A 20946-nucleotide genomic window follows, 5' to 3' on the forward strand; every position below is an offset into this window, starting at 1 on the left:
TTATTTTGCTGTAACAGTACCATCAGCTGATTTGGTAACTTTCATTTCATTAACTGAAATGTAGCCCATATGTTCAACGATCCCTTCTTGAACTTCATCACTCATGACGTAATCCAAAAATTCTTTAGTCAAACCTGTTGGTTTACCTTTCGTGTACATATGTTCATATGACCAAAGCGGCCAATTGTTTTTAGTTACATTTTCGGTTGTTGGTTTGTATCCATTTAGACGAATAGTCTTAACAGAACTATCAACGTAAGCAAAAGCAAGATAAGAAATAGCTCCTGGAGTTTGCGAAACAATTGACTTAACCATACCGTTTGAGTCTTGTTCTTGACTTTGAATAGCTGGATCACCTTTCATGATGATGCCATCAAATGTCGCACGTGACCCCGAACTTGCTGCACGGTTAATAATTGAAATAGTTAAGTCTGGCCCACCAACTTCTTTCCAGTTAGTAATTTTACCTGTAAAGATTTGGTGCAATTGCTCAGTTGTTAGATTGTTAACAGATACCTTTTTGTTAACAATAACTGCAAGACCTGCTACTGCTACTTGGTGATCAACCAACTTATCAGCATTGATACCTTCTTTTTCTTCTGCGAAAACATCGCTATTACCAATTTGAACAGCCCCTGACTGAACTTGTGAAAGACCTGTACCAGATCCACCACCTTGGACATTGACTGTCTTACCAATATTCGTCGATCCGAACTCATCAGCGGCAGCTTCAACAAGTGGTTGTAGAGCTGTCGATCCTACACTGGTAATCGACTGACCCTTGTCAATCCAGCTTGAGCAACCAGATAATATAAAGGCTACTGAGGTAGCTAGCAATAAAAAGCTAAGAATTTTCATTTTTTTCATTTGCGATTCCTACTTCTTTTTTGAAAATAAAAAGTAATTGACATGAAGTGTTACAAACACCCCACATGCAAATAGTAACATATCACTGAAAACTTGAAAAGTGGTTTTCAGGCCATCACATTCAAAAATTGTACCTATAACAGTTTAAGGATTAAAACGAAGTCCTTTTGGGAAGTAATTTTTCAGAATATTTCCAGTAACTTTTGCAAAACCTATTCCGTTACCGTTTACAGAAACTAAATACCAACCATTTTGTAATGGTTTTTCTAAGTTTATGACATTTCCTGTAACATAAACCTTGAACTGTTCTATATCAATTTCTACAAACTGTTCTACGTCATTTGGCGAAAGAGCTAATCCAAATGCAAAAGATGGTTCAAAACGATTTTTCTTAAATGTTCCAAGATGAAGTCCATTTCGAGCAATTTTTAGTTTACCTAAATCAGGCAGTCCTTCTGGCAACAAATAAAGGTTATCACCAAAAGTTTGTAAAAGACCTTTAAGTTCAACTTTTAGATGTTTTTTGGCGAAATCTTGCCATAAATTAAGCTGATCTTTTGTTAGATTAGATTTTACAGGTTTGACTTTGCGGTGAGCTGGTTCTCTCGTATCATGTAGCTTAGCAACAAATTGTCCTTCACCTTTAAAACGGTGTGGATACATACGAGCAACTTCTGGCATGTCAATCCCTTCAGCCATTCCATTGATTTTTTCAATAGGAAGAAGTTCAAGATAATCGTACTCTGACAATAGCCAATTAACAACGCCTTCATTTTCCTCTGGAGACCAAGTACATGTTGAGTAAACCAGTGTTCCTCCAAACGCTAGCATTTTCATTGCTTCTTCTAAAATCTCTTTTTGAAGACTGGCGCATTCTGCAGGATAACCTTCGTGCCAATACTGAGTAGCTTGGGGATCTTTACGAAACATGCCCTCTCCAGAACAAGGTCCATCAAAAACAATCAAATCAAAGTATTCTTTGAAAACTTTGGCTAATCTGTCTGAACTTTCATTAGTTACCACAACATTTTTAGCTCCGAAACGTTCCACATTCTCAACCAAAATCTTACTGCGTTTGTTAGAAATTTCATTGCTTACTAAAACACCAGTATTATTCATATAACTAAGAAGATGAGTGGATTTTCCACCAGGAGCTGCTGCTAAATCAAGCACTCGCATATGCTCACTTGTTGCTGCAACTTGAGCAACCATTTGAGCAGCAGGTTCTTGTGAATAGACAAGGCCCGAAACATGTTCAGGTGACTTACCAGATATTTTTCCATAATGACCCCATGGGGTATTTGGAATAGGATCCTCAAAAACATGCTGAGTATTTTTCAGAGGATTTACACGAAATCCAGAGACAGCTTCTTGATCAAATGTAGCAAAGAAATCATCTGCTTCTTGTCCAAGAAGATTACGGTATTTTTCAATAAATTTATCAGGTAATTTCATACTTATATGATAACAATTTCACATGTTAATTACAACTTTAAGATAATGATATGACTGATTTTGTAGGTAGTTAAAAAGAAAAAAGCAGTTCGTTTTTGAACCGCTTATCTTACTGTAAAAATCCTGAAAAAAAGATTTGATTTCAAAGATTTTCGTGATTTTCATAACTAATATCACAATCTAAAACAACTTTTTATCTCACTGTGACGAACTCCTCAGACCCTGTTGGATGAATAGTTCAAAAGCTTTGGGAAAGCTTTTGAAGGCGAATGAGAACCCTTTCGCAATTTTAATGAAAGGCATTCAGATAACTAAAAAGAAGAGAATCTCTATAGCTGAAAAAATCTACTCTTTGCTTATCTCATCGTAACGAACTCCTCAGACCCCGTTGGATGAATGGCTACCGTATTATCAAAATCTTCCTTAGTTGCTCCCATTTTAATTGCTACTGAAAAGCCTTGTATCATTTCATCGATACCGTATCCGATTCCATGTAAACCAATGATTTTTTCTTTCTCACCCAAAGTAACCAATTTCATTTTGCTCGGCTGGCGATGTTTTCCTAGTGCTGTATACATCGGTGTAAAGTTTGAACGATACACTTTTACCTTATCTGCACCAAATTCTTCAATGGCTTTTTCTTCTGAATAGCCGATTGAACCAATGGCAGGATGGCTAAAAATAACTGTTGCAACATCCGTATAATCCATTTTGGTATTTGGCTTATGGTTAAAGAGACGTTCTGATAGCTGACGACCTGCCTTAACCGCAACAGGTGTCAATTCGAGTTTCCCGTTAACATCGCCTAAAGCATAAATGCCTTCAACGCTTGTATTTTCAAACTCATCAGTTCTTATAAATCCCTTGTCGTCAAGTTCAACACCTGTTTTTTCAAGACCGAATCCAGAAATATTAGCTCGTCTGCCAATTGCCCAAATAACCGCATCAATAGTATAATTTTCCCCATTTTTCAATACCAAGGTTAGAGAATCATCATCGTTCTTAATAACTTCTTTTGGAATGGCGTAAGTATGCAAGGTAGGACCACTTGCTGCCATGACGTCAACAAGGGTTTCAACAATTTCTTTATCAAATTTTCGCAAAGGACGATTTTCTCGAACAAAAAGTTGTGTATCAGAGCCCAAGGCGTGTAAAACACCAGCTAATTCAACCGCAATATAACCAGCTCCGACAACAGCAGTTCGTTTTGGAAGCTCGTCTAAAGCAAAAAAATCATCAGAAACCATACCAAACTGCGCTCCAGGAATATCTGGATACAGTGCATGACCACCTGTCGCCACTAAAATATGTGGAGCGGTATAATATTTTCCAGCAGCTTCAACTGTATGAGCATCTACAAAACTAGCGTATTCATAAATACGCTCCACACCATTACTATCAAATCCTCTTTCATAAGAGGTATGAATACGGTCAATGTAAGCTTCGCGATTATTTTTCAAAGTTTTAAAATCAAAACTTGTCTGCTCAAGATGAAAGCCATACTCAGCAGCGTAATTCACTAACGTTTCCGCAACCTGTGCACCATACCACATCACTTTTTTAGGAACACATCCTAAATTAACGCAGGTACCACCAACTTCTTTACCTTCAAAAAGAAGTACTTTTGCTCCATGCATAGCCGCTCGATTGGCAGAAGCAATTCCACCTGACCCACCACCGATAACAATATAATCGTATTCTTTAACGTCCATGTAATCTCCTTGCCTAGTTTTTAATAAAGTCTAAAATTGCCTCTTCAGACAAAGATGAATCACAAACCACTCTTACATGACCGGCATTTGCGACCAACAAACCAGGGACTGTCGCGACTTTGTAAGTGTTACGAAGCTCCTCTAGTTCAGGAGTCGTATGATCACTATTAATATAGTAAACAACTAATTGGTTTTCTTTAGCAACGTGAGAAAGCTTTGGCTCAAAACGTCGGCAGAATGGACATGTCGGACGACCGATGAAAAGAATAAACTCGTCAGCTGTTTGTAATTGCTCTTTGGCAGCTTCTACCGAAATATTTGTGAAATGTTCTGCAAATTTCGTCATAACGATACCTCCAAATATCTTAACCTAATCATATCCTAAGACTAAAAGAATCACAAATGATTAGCTTAAAAAAGAACCCCAAAAGAAGCTCATTTTATTTGCGAATGAATTCACTGTCTACATCACTGTTATCTGAAAGATAACGCTCAACTGTCATATGCAAATCATATTTGTCACGTAAGGCTGCTAATGTTGTCATCATAGGGGATGCGTGGTGAGCATCAATCGCTTCTTGATTTTCCCAACTATCAATCAATAGTAATGTTTCAGGATCATTTGCGGGGAAGAAATAATTATATCTGAGATTGCCTTTTTCAGCACGAATGGCATCGGCTGTGCCAGATTTTTCCATCTCTTCCATGAATTTTCGAGCATTCCCATTAACGCCTTTGTAATACAAGTTTACTGTAATTGCCATATCATCACCTTTTTCCTTTTTATGATTATTTTAATAAAAACTGTAAGTGTTTTCAATCATTCAACACAAAAAAGCAAGCTCTTTGAGCTAACTTTTGAAATGTCATTAGCCTAAGGCCACATCCATAACCATCATGATGACAAACCCAACCATCAAACCAAGAGTTGCTACATCTGTATTACCATTAGTCTGTGATTCTGGAATCAATTCTTCCACTACAACAAACATCATAGCACCAGCTGCATAAGCAAGGGCATAAGGTATGATTTGTAGCATAATAATCACAAGCGCTGCTCCTAAAACAGCCCCAATTGGTTCAACAATGGCTGACATTGCACCAAGAAAGAAAGCACGAAAACGAGAACTTCCATCAGCTCGAATCGGAATTGACAAAGCAGCCCCTTCAGGAATATTTTGTAAACCAATCCCAATAGCGAGTCCCAAAGCACCAATAAGCGCAGCACTAGTCATATTACCAGAAGCAAGAGCCCCAAAAGTTACTCCGACTGCCAAACCTTCTGGAAAATTATGAATCGTTATGGCTAGAAAGAGTAAAGCCGTTTTTGAGAGTTTTTTCTTTGGTTGAATCCCTTCAGCTTCAGAAACATCTTTTCCCAAATGCAAGTGAGGAACCAGTGCGTCAATTAAACGAAGACTAAATGCTCCCAAAAGAAATCCAACTGCTGCCGGTACCCAGGCTAGATTACCATAATCTGCTTTAGCATAAGCAAGGGCTGGGTCAAGCAAGGACCAAAAAGAAGCTGCAATCATGACACCTGCGGCAAATCCCATCATAATATCTAGCAATTTTCGGCTAACTTTAGTAAAGAAAAAAACAACGGCAGATCCAAGAATGGTACATCCCCAAGTAAAAAGGCCTGCTAAAAAGGCTAAAAAGACAACATTTTGTGTCATTATCCAATTCATCATAAACAAATCTCCTTTTATCAATATTATCTAATAAAAACGTTTTCTGTAAATTCATTCTTATTTTACCATAGGTGTAAAAGAAAAACCTAGTAAAAATACTAGGTTTGAGATAAATAAGTTTGTATCGTTGATAATTTTGCTTTCGGAACAAACATGACTTTTTGACGATGTGTAAAATCAGGTTCTTCACCATCAATAGTTAACAAAACATAGCCAATCTTATCACCCATCACCTTAGCAGCGGCATAGTCCCAAGGTTGAATATATGAAAAGTAGGCCATCAATTGTCCTGCCATAACAGCTGCCATACTGATACCAGCACCGCCATAAACACGAACTCCCAAAGTTTGCTCAATCATATCACGAAGCCCATGATAATTATTAGCAAACATGTTTGCATTGCATCCTACCAAGAAACGGTTCAATGGACGATCTTGAAACGGTGGTAATTTTTGATCATTCATATAAACATCAAATTGACCACCACCACTATACAAGGTATCATTCATCACATCATAAATCAAACCAAATTGACCGACTCCATTTTCATAATAAGCAATCATAACAGCAAAATGCGTACCTTGCGCCACAAAATTGACAGTACCATCAATCGGGTCAAGTACCCAGACATTACCATCGGCAATATCGTGATGTACACTATTTTCTTCCGCCAAGATATGGTCACTTGGATAAGCTTGCTTAATTTTGGTGATTAGTAATTCCTGAGTTGCTTTATCTAGATTCGTTACCAAATCATCAAAACGTGTCTTTTCTTCGATTTCAAGACCCTTGATCATATTAGACTTAATAAAGTCACCTGCGTCACGAATAATGTTTTTAGCAAATTGAAACTTATTTTCCAAGGGAAATGTATCCTTTCTCCTTTGCTTTAGCAGCTTTTACAGCTTGATAAGTTGAATAGCTACTACTTTGTTGAAATTCGCGGTCAATTTGTTTTTCCTGTGCTTTACTTTTTACAATTGTCTTAAAGGTTGCATAGCTATCTAATAAATCGCTAACAGCAACTTTCTTTTCATATGCGGCCTCAACCTGATTCAAAAAATGAAGCACTGATGCTATCTCTTCAGTGCTCCAAGACAAATCAAGTGGATAGCTGTAATTTTTCATGCAAAGATGCCCAAACTCTTAAGAAAACAAATCGTTTTCCATAGCTCAACAGACATCGCCCTGTTGAAGAGTTATTCCTTTCTATCCTTCAATTTCTGCCTTTATCGTTGCATCACGCAATTCTTGTTTACGATAATCACGTGGTAAAAATGCACGAATTTCATCTTCATTAAACCCAATTTGCATGCGTTTGTTATCCAAAATGATTGGACGACGAAGCAAACCTGGATTCTTCGCAATTAAATCAATCAACTCTGAAACAGATAACTCGTCAAGATCAATATCTAACTTTTGGAAAACTTTTGAACGAGTTGAGATAATGTCTTCTGTTCCATTCTCTGTGAAGGCCAAAATAGCCATTAATTCATCGCGACTAAGAGGACTGGTAATGATATTGTGTTCTTGAAATTTAACATCGTGTTCATTAAGCCAAGCTCGTGCTTTTCGGCAGCTTGTACAACTTGGTGACAAAAATAAAGTAATCATAAAACCACCTCTCTAATCTTCTTAACTTAATTATACAAAATTTAAAAAAAGTTTTCTATTTTTTCCCCAATTTTGGGCAATTTTTTTATCAGATTTTAGCTGTTCAACCAATTCATCGGCTCCAGCGAACTTAATCATGCCTCGAATTTTATCTAACCAGATAATTTCGACCGTTTCGCCATAGATATCGTTTTCAAAATCAAAAATATTTGCTTCCAGTCGCAAATCTTGACCACCAAATGTCACATTTTTTCCGATACTTGTCATTGAGCGGTAACGTTTTTCTGAAACAATAATGTCCGTCACGTAAACTCCCTCACCTGGAAGATAAACGCGATCTAAAACGGCAAGATTTGCTGTCGGAAATCCAATCGTGCGACCTCTAGCATCACCATGAACAACAATTCCTTGGGTTGAAAACTCGTAACCTAGTAGACGATTTACCTCAGAAACATTCCCTGATAGAATCTCTTGACGAATGCGTGAAGAGCTAATCTTCTCTCCGTTATCTTGAACTTCAGGAACTACAATAACATCACCATCAAAAATTTCTGATAAATGAGCTGCATCTCTTCTATCATGTCCAAACTTATAATCAAAACCAACGACAATAGTTCTTGCTCGCAAAGCTTTGATATAAGTACTCAAAAATTCTTCTGACGACACTTTTGAAAATGCTGATGTAAAATCAACTAAGTAAAGATCATCAACTCCGTACTCAGCAAATTTTTCATAACGTTTTTCTGGTGCCGTTAAATTCAATAATAATTCTGGTGTAAAGCGAGCAAGTGCTAGATGCGGTGATTCATTAAAAGTCAAAACAGTTAAGTCTAGCTGATCGCGTTTGGTAATCGCTCTAGCTTGATCAAACAGAGCTCTGTGCCCTTTATGCAGGCCATCAAAGTAGCCTAATACTAAAACACTGTCTCGAGTACGATTGATATCTCGAGCATCTTTTATATGTTGAATATTCATTTTTTCCATTCCATTATATAAAGACTTTATTTGGTTTGTATAGGTCATCACGTGGAATTAGAATAGCAACAACTTTATCTTGATAGAAAGCAGCTAATTGTTCTTCAGTTCTATCTAAAGCAATTTTACGCCCAAATGAAATCTCTGTAACTTGATTTTCTGTCAAATCTACACGTGGCAAATCCATAACGCCATACTCGATTGGCAAAAGAAATGAAAAATCATCTTGCGCAACTTTTTCAGTGATTTCAGACAAAGTTAGTGCATCTTCTAATTGAAGACCTGCTGATGCTTGGCGCTCCAAGTAAGACATATGACTAGCAAAACCAAGCGATTTTCCTAAATCAACTGATAAGGTTCTGATGTATGTTCCTTTACTACAAGCAACTTCAAAGTCAAAATAACAACAATCATCTTTGACAATTAATGGGCTTGTGCGTTTAAAATCATAGATTGTCACATGACGCTTAGGACGTTCAACGTCTTGTCCAGTGCGAGCATATTCGTATAAACGTTTCCCGTCAACCTTAACCGCTGAGTACATTGGTGGAATCTGAGTAATTTCACCTACAAAACTCGCCATAGCTTGGTCAATGGCATCTTCTGTTAGCTCTGTTGAAACTGGAGTCTTCTCAACAACTTCACCACTGGCATCTTCAGTTGTTGTTGAAAATCCTAAGCAAATCTGACCACGATATACTTTTCCAGCTTCTGTCATATATTCAATCACACGTGTTGCTTTTCCGATAGCAATTGGCAAGACACCAACAACGTCAGGATCAAGCGTTCCACCGTGACCAATTTTCTTTTCATGTAAAATTTTACGAAGCTTAAAGACTGCATCATGGCTAGTCATTCCAGCTTCTTTTTTTAAGTTAATAATTCCGTTAATCATAATTTCTATTATAACCGTTTTCAGTAAAAAAAGACAAGCTAAAACTTTGCATTGTTTTAACTTGTTTGCGTTTTTTAAATGTCGCGTTTGACATCACTATCAATGTCTAAAAATTCTTGAATGTCTTGCACGTATTCTAGAACACCTTGAAAGTCACCGTTTTCATCACGAACGGCTGCATAGGTGATATGAATGAATTTCTCCATTTTTTCAGATTTAAACCACATAACAACTTTATCGCGTTCGCCAGAGCGAAGTAATTTGAAGACTTTTTTGACTTTATCTAACACTTTTGGTGGGTGGCAAAGTTCAACATTACGTCCAATTTGACTCGGTGTACGCTTAAACACCATTTTTTCTGGAACAGTGTTGTTATTAAAGTATTGGAAAATATCGTCTTTATTAACAAAGCTTATTTCCAAAGGTAGATGATTTAAAATCAGGTTGGCTTGTTCTACTGACAAATACCCGTTACCAAATGGTTGAGTGGTTGTACGATCAACAGCTAGCTTTTCTTTTTTAGGTGTAAAGCTAATGGTGAACTGACCTTCTGGCATATCGATAACTTTCGTCAATAGATTATCATTCAATTCAGCATTAGTTTGACAAGAGTCATCAGAATTAACTGTTGCAGAAGCAGATCCTGGTTTCTCGCTTTCAAATGACTCACGTTTTGGTTGCCATTTAGCGGTTGGCTTAATGATAGCATAGCCGTAAGCATCACTTTCATCAGCAATAGCTAACCAATCATCTTGGGTAAGAGCTTCAAGAAGAATCATCAAGAGAATGGCTTCTTCCTTGAAAATCATTTCTTCAAATTCATGAGCAAAAGTTTCAAAGGCTTGTGACACTTCAGCAATTGATACCTCTGGCAACTTATCAACTGCTGCTTGCGCTTTTTGAAAGAGCTCACGAATATCATCATCAACACCCCACATGACACGTGGCGGAGCATCATGACCATGTTGTTCCATCAACGGGAAAAAGAGTTCTTCTTTACGCTTGTAATGGTTATCAAATTGCCCTAGCAGCCCCATTTGAAATTTTAAACCACGTAATAAATCATCACGAAAATCTGCATTTTCAGGTTTCTCGTAGTTTTCGATAATACGGCGAATGCGAAACATGGCTGAGCGTAAAGCGAGATTTTCTTGCTTAAACACATAAACAGGATGCCCTTCTTGTTCAGCATCTGGAGCATCAACATCTGACACAGCTCCCTTAAAAAGGTTAGCGTGGACATTACACAATACCATCACATCCTCAAAAGTAATACCTGTCTCATCTCCCATTAACTCATGCTCCATCATTGAAATTTCAAGCGCAGAAACACCTTTAAAGTTTTGATTGAAATCTTCCTGAACAGAGTCAGCATCCGCACCGTGATGCAAACGCAACAAAATATCTTTTAGTACTTCAATACGATTTTCAGTCATTGTTGCCTCCAATCACTTCATAACCGTTAAATTCAAGCACTTTTTGAATTTTATCAAGTGAGACATTAGCCAGTTTTGCTCCTGCTTTCAGAGAAGTCACTTTGCCAACGGTATTTAGCATAGTTACTTGTGCTAAAGGTTTAAAACCTAAATCAACCAAAATAGCTTTAATCTCAGGATGTTCTTTTACAACCTCAGCTACTGGTTTTGTTAAATCTATAATATTGTTCATTATAATAACCTCTTTTATTAGGGATAGGTTCATTATAGCACAAGAATTTTAAACTGACTTCATCTGTCATAAAAGCTGACATCATTTTTAATCTTTTAAGGCTTCAAATTTTGCTCGCATTGTTGGATTTTTTCGGGTTAATTTTTTGACTGAAACGTCGTCAAGTTTATTATTAGCAAGTCGAAGTTGGTTTTCGCTTGTCGTTAAGAAACGTTTCACTTCTTCCATACGACGGATTGATTTGTCAATTTCATCAATGGCTTTTTTGAAGTTATTACTTGCTGAATTATAGTTTTTCGCAAAGGCATTTTTAAAGGTTTCAAGGTCATCTTCAAAATGTGTAATATCGATATTCTGTTCACGAACCAAGGCTAATTCTTGTTTGTACTTAAGAGAATTAAGCGCAGCATTTCGCAAAATACCAATCAATTGGATGAATAATTGCGGACGAACCACGTACATCTTTTCATATTCATGGCTAACATCGACAATTCCTGTGTTGAAGTAATCATTGTCAGCTTCTAACATGGTAACTAGGACCGCATACTCACAATTTTTTTCACGTCGATCTTTATCTAATTCTTTGTAAAAATCTTTGTTTTTGTGTTTAGTTTTTGTCTCATCGGCTTCGTTTTTCATCTCAAACATGATAGATAGTATTTCAATACCATTTTCATCAGTTTCACGATAAATGAAGTCCCCTTTTGACCCACGGCTTGATACTTCGTTATCTTTACCGAAGGTTGCATTGGGAAAAGCATAAGCACGAACTTTATTAAATTCTGTTTCAGCATAGACTTCTAAGCTTTCGCCGATTGCCTTGGTTGATTGCTGAGCTTTGAAGTTTTTGTAGAATTCAACTTGTTCATTGGCAGCTTTCAATTGAGCTTCGTAATCTCTTTTAACAGATGCAAGAGATAATTCAGCTTCTTTTTCTTGGAGGGCTAATTTTGACTTAACATCATCACGTTCTTTTTCAACGCTAGCAACTGCTTCTACCAGACTTGTTTTATTTTCAAGTGATAAATATTCGAGTTGATTTTTAAGCTCAGCTACTTCTTTATCTTTTTCTGTTAAAGCTTTTGTTAGTTCCAAATCTTTATTTGATTGGAAATTTTCCAAGCTAGATTTTAACTTGAGAATTTCTTGGTCTTTCTTAGCCAGTTGGCGTTGATTGTCAAGCTCTAAACTTTGTTTTAGCTGCTCTAATTGCGTAGTTAAATCTGCAATTTCTTTATCTTTAGCACTAGCTTGAACTTGCAAATCATTTTTTGATTTTTCTTCTAAAAGTGCCTTTTCTTTTTCTAAACGCTCATGAATTTCTTTGTCGAATTCGCTACTTCTGACTTGAGCTAGCAATTGACTGTATTCTGTTTCATTAATGGTAAAGACTGTTCCACAATGGGGACACTTAATGTTATTCATAATTTCCTCGCTTGATTTTATAATTACTCCTATTATAACAAAAAGAAGTCTCGAGGACTTCTTATATATATCTAGAATAGGTTCTTTGCAACATCATCACGAATATGTTGCCATTCTTGTTGAGCACGTAATATTTTACGCTTGTAATCTTTCAAACCTTGTTCATATCGTTGAATGAGAAAAGCTTGTTTGAGTGGTTGAAGTTTTGGTATTTGAATACTAACAATTTTTTTCGTATTCAAATTCATTACATTTTTTCCGGTATTAGTTGTCTCAAGAAGTTCTTGACCTAACTCAGATTCTAAAAATAATTTGATATAAGTTCCTGAAATATCAGCGATCGGTCTTAAAACAGTAATGTTGGCACAGGCAATGATTACCCTATCTTGATCATAAAAAACAGCGACTTTCTTAACTGTTCCCTTTGAGGCAATTAAAACATCTCCATCTTCTAAAAGGTAACGTGAGACACTCTCTTGTTCAGCATCAATCTTTTTCAAATGGTCGTAATCAATGCCAGTCTCAGTCATATCACTTAAGTTAACAACCGATACATTTCCTGTATCTCCTAATTTTGAAACGGCCTTTCCTTTAAAATGTTCTGTCACGTCACTTAAAGAAACTTTGGTAATCGGATTTGCTTCATATTTCTCAATCAATTCACTCATAGCTATCTCTCCTTACATGTTAGTATTATAATACTAATCTGAACATTAAACAAGTTAAAAGGGCAGTATGACTACTGCTCCCCTACTATTTATTCGAAATCTATCAAGAAATCAATCGACTGATTTCAACGCTTCTAGCATATCAACTGTCTTAAGAATATGATTAACAAGCCAACCTAACAAGAATAGTATGCCAATAACAACGATAATTGGAATGATGTAAATTGATAAGCTAACTTCAGTCCCAAACTTAATTGAATCTGAACCAATCATATTCATAATCAGTTGATGTAAGTATTTTCCACTAATCAATCCTACTACAATACCAATTAATGATAAGCTAATGGTTTCACGATAAATGTACATGGTCACTTCATTATCATAAAATCCAAGAACCTTAATCGTTGATAATTCTCGAATACGTTCAGCCACATTAATATTAGTCAAATTATAGAGAATAACGACAGCAAGTAAAATAGATATGATGATTAGAAACGTCATTGCACCATTAAGAGATACAACGACTGAGTTAACATTCTTAATCAGTGAAGTATTTTGACCGACAGCTGATACACTATCCATGGCTAATAATCTTGTAGACAGATCTTCAATGTTCTTACTAGAGTGATTTTTAAGCGTAACAAGGTAAGCATTATCTTTAACCCCTTCATCAAAGAGTTTTTCATAAGCTTTTCGTGACATAAAGAGATAGTGACCAACATTCATTTCAGCAATTGCAGAAACTTTAAGAGAATGCTTATTCCCATTTTGATCTTTAAAATCAAATGAATCACCAGCTTTTACATGATATAAGTCAGCTAATTTTTCTGATAGGACAACACCATCATCTGTTAAGGTCAAGTCTTGTGCTGTTTTAGCATCTTTCAAATGAATAAAGTCACCAAAACTTTTACCTTGACTAACCAAAATTGAAATGTCTTGTTTATCAGTCAATCCAGAGATACTTTCTGTAACATGTGATAAATATATGCTTTGGTATTTGGATACTTTTTTAGAATCTAAAACAGACATCAAGTCTTTTTGACTACTATCGCCATTGGTTACCACAATCATGTCATATGGCATTAAACGTGAAAATTGATTATCAATAATTTTTCCTAAAGAAGATTGAATGCCTAGTCCAGCAAATAAAAGGGCAACCGATCCAGCAACGCCAAATATGGTCATCAGCATACGTTGTTTGTATCGAAAAATATTTCGAGCAGTGACTTTATGTGCAAATGATAAACGACGCCAGATAAAATCAATACGCTCTAAGAAAATTTTTGAACCTTTAACTGGTGGTTTTGGCAACAAAAGCTGAGAAGGTTTCTCACTAAGCTCTTTTCTAGCAATAATAAAGGCTGGTAAAACCGCACTAACAAGAGCAAATACAATTGCAATCAACGTATACGACCAATAGAAATAATAAGTCGTACTTCCTAAAGTCGTATCACCTGTAACAATCTCAGCAATGATTCGTGACAAAATGTAATGCCCCGCAAAAATTCCCAAGATGGTCCCTGTCATGCTAGCAACAAAACCATAGATAACAAATTTCATAATAACGTCACTATTGCTATAACCAAGAGCTTTTAACACTCCTGAATTAGTGCGTTCTTCATCAACAAATCGCGTCATTGTTGTGAAAGTCACCAAAGCTGCGACCACATACAACACAATGGGAAAGACATTGCCGATGCTACCAATACTTGAGGTACTAGAAGCATAAGTCTGATAACCTCCTCCACCAGGGAAACTTGAGCGAGTATACGTTGCATAAGTCGGCTCTTTCATAGCATCAAGATTAACTTTAGCGTCATCAAGTTGCTTTTCACTCTCAGTAATTTGAGCTTGGGCTTGATTAATGGAGTCTTGTGCTGCTAATTGTTGCTCATTTGGTAATTGAGTGAGCGTAGCTTTTTGGGCTTCCAGTTGAGATTTAGCTGCATCGACCTTTGCTTGATTAGCATCAATTGAGGTTTGCGTTTCTGATTTTAATTGTACTAGACGTTGACTAGGATTATCAGAAAGCAAATCCTCTAGGGCTTTTTCTTTTTTAGCTATTTTTTTCTTATAAGTCTCTGAAAACGGATTTAGATTTTTTAAATCGTTATAACGAATTCTAGCAATCGTGTAAAAATCACTGTCAAAGGCTGATTCTGGAACGACGGCATAGTATTTCAATACTCCGTTTCCAGCACTTGATGTCCCAATGCTAGATTTTGAAAGAATCTCTGAGGAATTGACAAAGCCAACAACTTTGAATGTCGTTTTTTTCAAAATACCTTGTTCGTCAGATTGTGTAAAGCTAATCTCATCACCAAGGTGGTATTTCTTTTGCATGGTTGATGCTAAGGCAATTTCATCAGAAGTCTTGGGATAGGCACCTGAGACTATCTCATATTTTGAAATGCGTTTGCTATTTGAAAACACACGAATAGCATCATCGGTATTTTTAATTGTTACGTCTGTTAAATAACCATAGTCAATTGTACTATTTTTAATCCTAGTCAATTCTTTTTGGTCATCATCACTAAAACCATAGCTTGCAATGACTGACAGGTCCGTGGTATTGTGCTTTTTCAGATAAATACTTGTTGTTCTTTGCATATCAGGACCAGTTACTTTCAAGGCGATAAAAGCAAAAGCTCCAAGCATCATCAAAAGCATAATGGATAAAAAACGACCTTTTGAACTTACGATTGATTTTCTGATATCTTTCCAATAAGTCTTTTTTGACATAGCCACCACCTCAATATTCTAGTGTTTCAATATCTTGAGGATGCTCATTAACTTCGATACTGCTTACCGTAGCATCGTGCATGTGAATCACACGATCAGCAATTGGGGCAAGAGCTGAATTATGCGTAACTATAATAACAGTCGACCCCTTATGACGTGACATATCTTGCAAAATTTTTAAGACTTGTTTTCCGGTTTGATAATCAAGGGCACCAGTCGGCTCATCGCAAAGCAATAATTTGGGATTTTTGGCTACCGCACGCGCAATTGACACCCGTTGTTGTTCTCCACCTGACAATTGAGCTGGAAAGTTATTAAGACGTTTTCCAAGTCCCACATCAATCAAAGTCTGCTCAGCGTCTCTAGCATCTACAACGATTTCCGAAGCCAATTCAACATTTTCTTTGGCAGTTAAATTCGGAACTAAATTGTAAAATTGGAAAACAAAACCAACATCATTTCGACGATAGGTTGTCAACTCCTTTTGACTGTAATTAGCAATATCAACCCCGTCAATCAAAACTTGCCCTTCATCGTTCGTGTCCATACCACCGAGAATATTTAAGACAGTTGATTTTCCAGCTCCTGATGCCCCTAAAATAATGACCAATTCTCCTTTTTCAATGGCAAAATTAATATCATTATTAGCAATAATCTCTGTATCACCAGTTTGATAACGTTTATAAGAATGCTTCATTTCAATATATGCCATGCGAGTCACCTCTTTAAAGTCTTATTTGAACAACATGTTGATTTAATTCGAGGTTTATTATATAATTTGCACGAAGATTAAACAAGGACAAAAATAGACATTCTGTTCATTTAAGAAATTAATAAAAGGATTTTACTCATTATGAAAAAACGTCATACTGAAACTGAAAATTACCTCAAGCAAGCCCTTGCGAAATTGCTGTTGGAGAAGAATTTTGAAGAGGTTACAGTGTCTGATTTGACACGAACCGCGGGAATAAACCGCGGAACATTTTACCTGCACTATGTTGATAAATACGATATGGCAGACCAGTTCAAAAATGATACTCTGGATGATTTATTTCATATTTTAAGTGATGAAAGCATTTATACCGACACACGTGCAGTTCTTTTTAGAACATTAACCTATGTTAAAGAAAATTTTGAATTTATCTATGCCATTTCAAAATCAGCTTATGTTGATTTTCCAAAAACAATCAAGGACTTTGTCTATGAATTTCTTCTGACTGTTCCTGAATTCAAGGAGACAATCACTGCCTACTACGATATTCCCTACCAGTACGCCTTGGAAGTATATTTGTCAAGCATTGAAAGCATCATTTCGCTCTGGGTAGCCAATGGTGGCAAAGAAAGCACCGAAGAAATCACAGACATTATCCTAAAAGTCGCCGCACTAGAAAAAATGATTTGAAAACATGAAAACTCACTTAGTTATTTAAGTGAGTTTTTGACATTTATAGTGCTTTTACGGCTTCAATGGCGGCTTGATAGTTTGGTTCGGAATTGACGTTTTCAAGGTATTCAGCGTAAACAAGCTTATTATCCTCATCTAAAACCAGTACAGCACGCGCTAACAGATGCCATTCTGCCATCAAAAGACCATAAGTCTTCCCAAATTCATTGTCATAGTAATCAGACAACATAACCGCTTGCTCAAGACCTTCAACACCACACCAGCGTGCTTGAGCAAATGGCAAGTCTGCTGAAATCGTAATTACCACGGTATCAGACATAGCTGAAAGTTCTTTATTAAACGTACGTGTCTGTGTTGAACAAATCCCTGTATCAATTGATGGCACAACGCTAATTACTTTTTTCTTTCCAGCAAAATCAGACAAGCTTTTAATACTTAAATCAGATGCTCGCAATGAAAAATCTGGTGCTGTTTCACCAATTTTTAGTTGTTTACCAATTAAAGTTACGGGATTTCCAAGAAAAGTTGTCATCGTTTATTCCTTCCATTTATGAGAGTTTTTGTGTTATTTGCAATAAAAGAAAGCTTTTTACTCTCCTTTCATTTTACCGAAAAATCTCTTTTTAAACCAAGAATATGCTTGAAAGTTAAAGATACTTGCTTGCCTCTCTAACTGAAAGTGGTGATAAGTGTTCTTTGTTTGTCATGATAAACGGTCTAACCCAAGCAGCGTTAGTTTTTGAAAAATCACGTAATGCTCAAACTATGGCTATATTAATAAAAAATTCCTTTGAACCAACATTCCTCAGAAGAATCTCTTGGAGTAAATCAACCTTAGTCTGTTCTTTTCTACCAAACTGATGAAGAATAGCTAGTCTACGCAGCCAGATATTATCATCAGGTGCCCATGCTTTCATCACCTTATCAACTCTCTCATCTGTTAATCCAATGCGACCAATAACAACGGCTAGAATTCCAATACTATCCCACCACTGTTTGCTTTTTGCAAAATATTCAAGCTTTTCAATATCATCATAAGTCAGAAATCTTTGCTTGGAAGCTTGACACCACACGATTATTTTTCTCAAAAATTAATTAGACTATTGCTAAAAATTAGTGCAGTAATTTTCTTTCTTGTCGGTCTTTCAAATCTTATCCACTTCCCCTAAATTATCGGTATTTTACTACTAGCATTTGCTAGTTATTTAGTTGGAAAAGTCAATCCTAAAATTAATTCTCAATTATTAAGTAATCTTCCAGCTAATACCTTGGCACAAACAAATAATTTTCTAACCTTTTTATTTACCTTGTCACTTCCTGTCGGAACAATATTATTTAGTAGTTTGTCTTCGTGGAATATCACATCCACTTGGATTACATTTCTAGCTTCAACTGTTGCTGTCTTTAAATTGTCAACTCCTACTGAAACTGTTGCTGATTGAGAATTTTAAAAAAAGAAATCCAAGTTTTCCTTGGATTTCTTTTGGTATTACTTCTCTTATTATTTCTTCTCAATTGGTGCAACGCTGGCTAGTAGTTTTTTAAGTCCAACTTCGGGGAAATTGATTTTTAGTTCTTGAGTTTTTCCTGAGCCCGTAACTGCAAGAACAGTTCCTTCACCCCATTTTCTGTGGTGAGCAATATCTCCGATTTGCCAGTCGACAGCTTCTTTTGAAGCGCCAGAGGCTTGACCAAAAGGTACTCCTTTGACGGCTTTTGAATATAGCTGCACTCCACGTGATGTCGGTTGAACTTTCGCTTTGCGAGCTTGAAGAGCTTGTTGGAGACTCATCCCCTTACCAAAACTCATTGATTGGTCGCTGCTATTGCTATAGCAAACACCAAATGAAGAATTAGCAGGTCGAGCCAATCCTTGGTATTGCAATAACTCATCATCAATTTCACGGATGAAGCGAGATGGACGGTTATAACTTGTTTTACCAAACAAGGTACGTGCATTGGCATTTGTCACAAAGAGCAATTGCTCAGCACGCGTAATACCAACATATGCCAAACGGCGTTCTTCTTCTAATTCATCTTGATCTTCAGCAGCTCGAGAAAGTGGGAAGACTCCTTCTTCCATACCAATCAAGAAGACAATTGGAAATTCCAAACCTTTGGCAGCGTGCAAGGTCATCAAAGTCACTTCTGCTGTTTCAACATCACCATCATCAGTATCTGCAATCAAAGCCAAATCATTCAAGAAACGACTTAGTTTGTCAATACCAGATTCATCTTCTGGGGCATCGTCTTGATTTTCATCAAAGTTTTTCGTAACAGTCAAGAATTCTTCGATATTTTCGATACGTGCTTGGCTTTCAAGTGTATTTTGCACACGAAGGGCATCAAGATAACCTGTCTTATCAAGAACAGTTTCTACCAATTCAGTAACACTGTATTTGTCCAAATCAGCACGAAGATTCATAAGAAGATTAGCCAAATCCCAAACGGCTTGTGCTGCTTTTCCTTTGACACCTGAAAGCATAATGTTAGCTGATGCATCAAGCAAACTCATGTTTTGAAGATTAGCAAAGTCACGGATTTTCTCAAGCGTACCAGGACCGACACCGCGTTTCGGTTCGTTGACAATTCGTTCATAACTAATGTTATCGGCAGTATTTGCAATAACATTCAAGTATGAAATCACGTCACGAATTTCCTTACGGCTGTAGAATTTTGTTCCACCAACCATAGTATAAGGAATATTTGATTTCAGCAAAGCTTCTTCAATAGTACGTGATTGGGCATTTGTACGGTAAAGTACTGCAAAATCTTTGAAGTTTTTCCCTTGTTCACGGACAATATTGTCAATCGTTGAAGCAACAAAAACAGCTTCTTCACGTTCGTCACGCCCACGATAGTAAACGATTTGTTCCCCATCAGTATTTTGTGTCCAAAGTTTTTTCGGACGACGATTACGGTTGTTATTGATAACGTCATTAGCTGCTTGCAAAATTTTCTTAGTGGAACGATAGTTTTCTTCCAACATAACAACCTTGGCTTCGGGATAATCTTTCTCAAAATCAAGGATATTTTGCATATCAGCCCCACGCCAACCATAGATAGATTGGTCAGCATCACCGACGACACAGATATTTTTAAAACGAGATGCTAAAAGTTTCACCAACTGATACTGAGCATGGTTAGTATCTTGATACTCATCTACGTGAATATATTGGTAGCGTTGTTGGTAATAAGCCAAAACATCTGGATTTTGGTCAAACAAACGAAGCGTCAACATGATAAGGTCATCAAAGTCCATAGCTTCGCTTTGACGAAGTTCAGCTTGATAAGCTTCATAACATTTGGCAACAATTTGTGTGTACATGTCACCAGCTTGGTTCTCATATGCAACCTCATCAAGCAAATCATTCTTGGCATTTGAAATGGTTCCAAGGATGGCACGTTCATTCCATTTTTTAGGATCAATGTTGAGGTTCTTTAAAATACGTTTCATGAGCGTGCGTTGCTCACCTGGGTCCACAATTGTAAAGTTACGGTTGTAGCCAATATGGTCAGCGTCACGACGCAAAATGCGCACACACATGCTGTGGAAGGTAGCAATCAACGTATCAGCCGTTGCTGGATTCAAGGCCATGGCACGTTCACGCATTTCACGCGCAGCTTTATTGGTGAAGGTAATCGCTAAAATATTCCACGGATTTACAAATTTTTCATCAATCAAATAGGCAATGCGGTGTGTTAACACGCGAGTCTTCCCAGAGCCCGCACCTGCCATAATCAAAAGCGGACCTTCTGTCGTTTTAACAGCTTCAGCCTGCCTATCATTCATACCATTTAATAAAGGATTCATTGTATAAAA

Annotated in this window: 21 protein-coding genes and 1 pseudogene; 2 read left to right on the forward strand and 20 right to left on the reverse strand. The window is 36.8% G+C overall.

Annotated elements, in window-relative coordinates; translation table 11 throughout:
* The 17 genes from DQN23_RS04635 to DQN23_RS04715 all read right to left on the reverse strand — a co-directional run bounded on the left by DQN23_RS04635 (position 1) and on the right by DQN23_RS04715 (position 16430).
* Complete coding sequence (locus tag DQN23_RS04635) at positions 1-867, reverse strand: phosphate ABC transporter substrate-binding protein PstS (protein WP_020916827.1); 867 nt, start codon at positions 865-867, stop codon at positions 1-3.
* A gap of 144 nt (positions 868-1011) precedes the next feature.
* Entirely contained in the window at positions 1012-2322 is a 1311-nt protein-coding gene (locus DQN23_RS04640) for an RsmF rRNA methyltransferase first C-terminal domain-containing protein (RefSeq protein WP_058813957.1), read from the reverse strand.
* 356 nt (positions 2323-2678) lie between these two features.
* On the reverse strand, positions 2679-4034 hold the full coding sequence (gene gorA / locus DQN23_RS04645) for a glutathione-disulfide reductase (protein ID WP_111712819.1): 1356 nt from the start codon (positions 4032-4034) through the stop codon (positions 2679-2681).
* Positions 4035-4047: 13 nt separating this feature from the next.
* Positions 4048-4380: a thioredoxin domain-containing protein gene (locus tag DQN23_RS04650; protein ID WP_058813959.1), complete on the reverse strand. Its 333-nt coding sequence runs from the start codon at positions 4378-4380 to the stop codon at positions 4048-4050.
* 94 nt (positions 4381-4474) lie between these two features.
* Positions 4475-4798, reverse strand: a complete 324-nt coding sequence (locus DQN23_RS04655) for a putative quinol monooxygenase (RefSeq protein WP_020916831.1) — start codon at positions 4796-4798, stop codon at positions 4475-4477.
* Positions 4799-4903: 105 nt separating this feature from the next.
* Positions 4904-5728, reverse strand: a complete 825-nt coding sequence (locus DQN23_RS04660; RefSeq protein ID WP_111712820.1) for a ZIP family metal transporter — start codon at positions 5726-5728, stop codon at positions 4904-4906.
* A 98-nt stretch (positions 5729-5826) separates the two neighbouring features.
* On the reverse strand, positions 5827-6591 hold the full coding sequence (locus DQN23_RS04665) for an inositol monophosphatase family protein (RefSeq protein WP_111712821.1): 765 nt from the start codon (positions 6589-6591) through the stop codon (positions 5827-5829).
* On the reverse strand, positions 6581-6856 hold the full coding sequence (locus tag DQN23_RS04670; RefSeq protein WP_020916834.1) for a UPF0223 family protein: 276 nt from the start codon (positions 6854-6856) through the stop codon (positions 6581-6583). Before DQN23_RS04670 ends, DQN23_RS04665 begins: the two co-directional genes overlap by 11 nt.
* A gap of 81 nt (positions 6857-6937) precedes the next feature.
* Complete coding sequence (locus tag DQN23_RS04675) at positions 6938-7342, reverse strand: Spx/MgsR family RNA polymerase-binding regulatory protein (RefSeq protein WP_006532216.1); 405 nt, start codon at positions 7340-7342, stop codon at positions 6938-6940.
* Between the two features lie 30 nt (positions 7343-7372).
* Positions 7373-8317, reverse strand: coding sequence for a bifunctional riboflavin kinase/FAD synthetase (locus tag DQN23_RS04680; protein ID WP_282185925.1), 945 nt, complete (start codon positions 8315-8317; stop codon positions 7373-7375).
* Between the two features lie 13 nt (positions 8318-8330).
* Complete coding sequence (gene truB, locus DQN23_RS04685) at positions 8331-9212, reverse strand: tRNA pseudouridine(55) synthase TruB (RefSeq protein ID WP_020916836.1); 882 nt, start codon at positions 9210-9212, stop codon at positions 8331-8333.
* Positions 9213-9286: 74 nt separating this feature from the next.
* Positions 9287-10648 carry a DUF438 domain-containing protein gene (locus DQN23_RS04690; protein WP_111712822.1) on the reverse strand — a complete coding sequence of 454 codons (1362 nt, stop codon included), beginning with the start codon at positions 10646-10648 and terminating at the stop codon, positions 9287-9289.
* A complete protein-coding gene (locus DQN23_RS04695; RefSeq protein ID WP_039698211.1) occupies positions 10641-10880 on the reverse strand; it encodes a DUF1858 domain-containing protein in 240 nt (79 codons plus the stop codon). The genes DQN23_RS04690 and DQN23_RS04695 overlap by 8 nt, the downstream gene beginning before the upstream one ends.
* A gap of 87 nt (positions 10881-10967) precedes the next feature.
* Entirely contained in the window at positions 10968-12305 is a 1338-nt protein-coding gene (locus DQN23_RS04700) for a DUF2130 domain-containing protein (RefSeq protein WP_061407828.1), read from the reverse strand.
* Between the two features lie 71 nt (positions 12306-12376).
* Positions 12377-12973: a restriction endonuclease subunit S gene (locus tag DQN23_RS04705; RefSeq protein WP_111712823.1), complete on the reverse strand. Its 597-nt coding sequence runs from the start codon at positions 12971-12973 to the stop codon at positions 12377-12379.
* A gap of 111 nt (positions 12974-13084) precedes the next feature.
* The gene (locus DQN23_RS04710) at positions 13085-15718 is read right to left on the reverse strand and encodes an FtsX-like permease family protein (protein WP_111712824.1); all 2634 of its coding nucleotides are present in this window, start codon (positions 15716-15718) and stop codon (positions 13085-13087) included.
* A 10-nt stretch (positions 15719-15728) separates the two neighbouring features.
* Positions 15729-16430, reverse strand: a complete 702-nt coding sequence (locus tag DQN23_RS04715; protein ID WP_058813965.1) for an ABC transporter ATP-binding protein — start codon at positions 16428-16430, stop codon at positions 15729-15731.
* A 141-nt stretch (positions 16431-16571) separates the two neighbouring features.
* Between DQN23_RS04715 and DQN23_RS04720 the strand changes: the two genes are divergently transcribed.
* Positions 16572-17120 (forward strand): TetR/AcrR family transcriptional regulator, encoded by a 549-nt coding sequence (locus DQN23_RS04720; RefSeq protein WP_009854278.1) that lies wholly within the window; start codon positions 16572-16574, stop codon positions 17118-17120.
* Between the two features lie 43 nt (positions 17121-17163).
* On the opposite strand, the gene tpx is transcribed toward DQN23_RS04720, so the two are convergent.
* Positions 17164-17655: a thiol peroxidase gene (gene tpx / locus DQN23_RS04725; protein WP_020916843.1), complete on the reverse strand. Its 492-nt coding sequence runs from the start codon at positions 17653-17655 to the stop codon at positions 17164-17166.
* A gap of 115 nt (positions 17656-17770) precedes the next feature.
* Positions 17771-18196 (reverse strand): annotated as a pseudogene (locus DQN23_RS04730) (DNA alkylation repair protein).
* 195 nt (positions 18197-18391) lie between these two features.
* Here DQN23_RS04730 and DQN23_RS09675 point away from each other — a divergent pair.
* On the forward strand, positions 18392-18565 hold the full coding sequence (locus DQN23_RS09675) for a hypothetical protein (protein WP_228380474.1): 174 nt from the start codon (positions 18392-18394) through the stop codon (positions 18563-18565).
* Between the two features lie 59 nt (positions 18566-18624).
* On the opposite strand, the gene pcrA is transcribed toward DQN23_RS09675, so the two are convergent.
* On the reverse strand, positions 18625-20937 hold the full coding sequence (pcrA, locus tag DQN23_RS04740; protein ID WP_111713081.1) for a DNA helicase PcrA: 2313 nt from the start codon (positions 20935-20937) through the stop codon (positions 18625-18627).
* Between the last annotated feature and the right edge of the window lie 9 nt (positions 20938-20946).

The sequence above is a fragment of the Streptococcus lutetiensis genome (genome assembly GCF_900475675.1).
GTDB classification, from domain to species: Bacteria; Bacillota; Bacilli; order Lactobacillales; family Streptococcaceae; genus Streptococcus; species Streptococcus lutetiensis.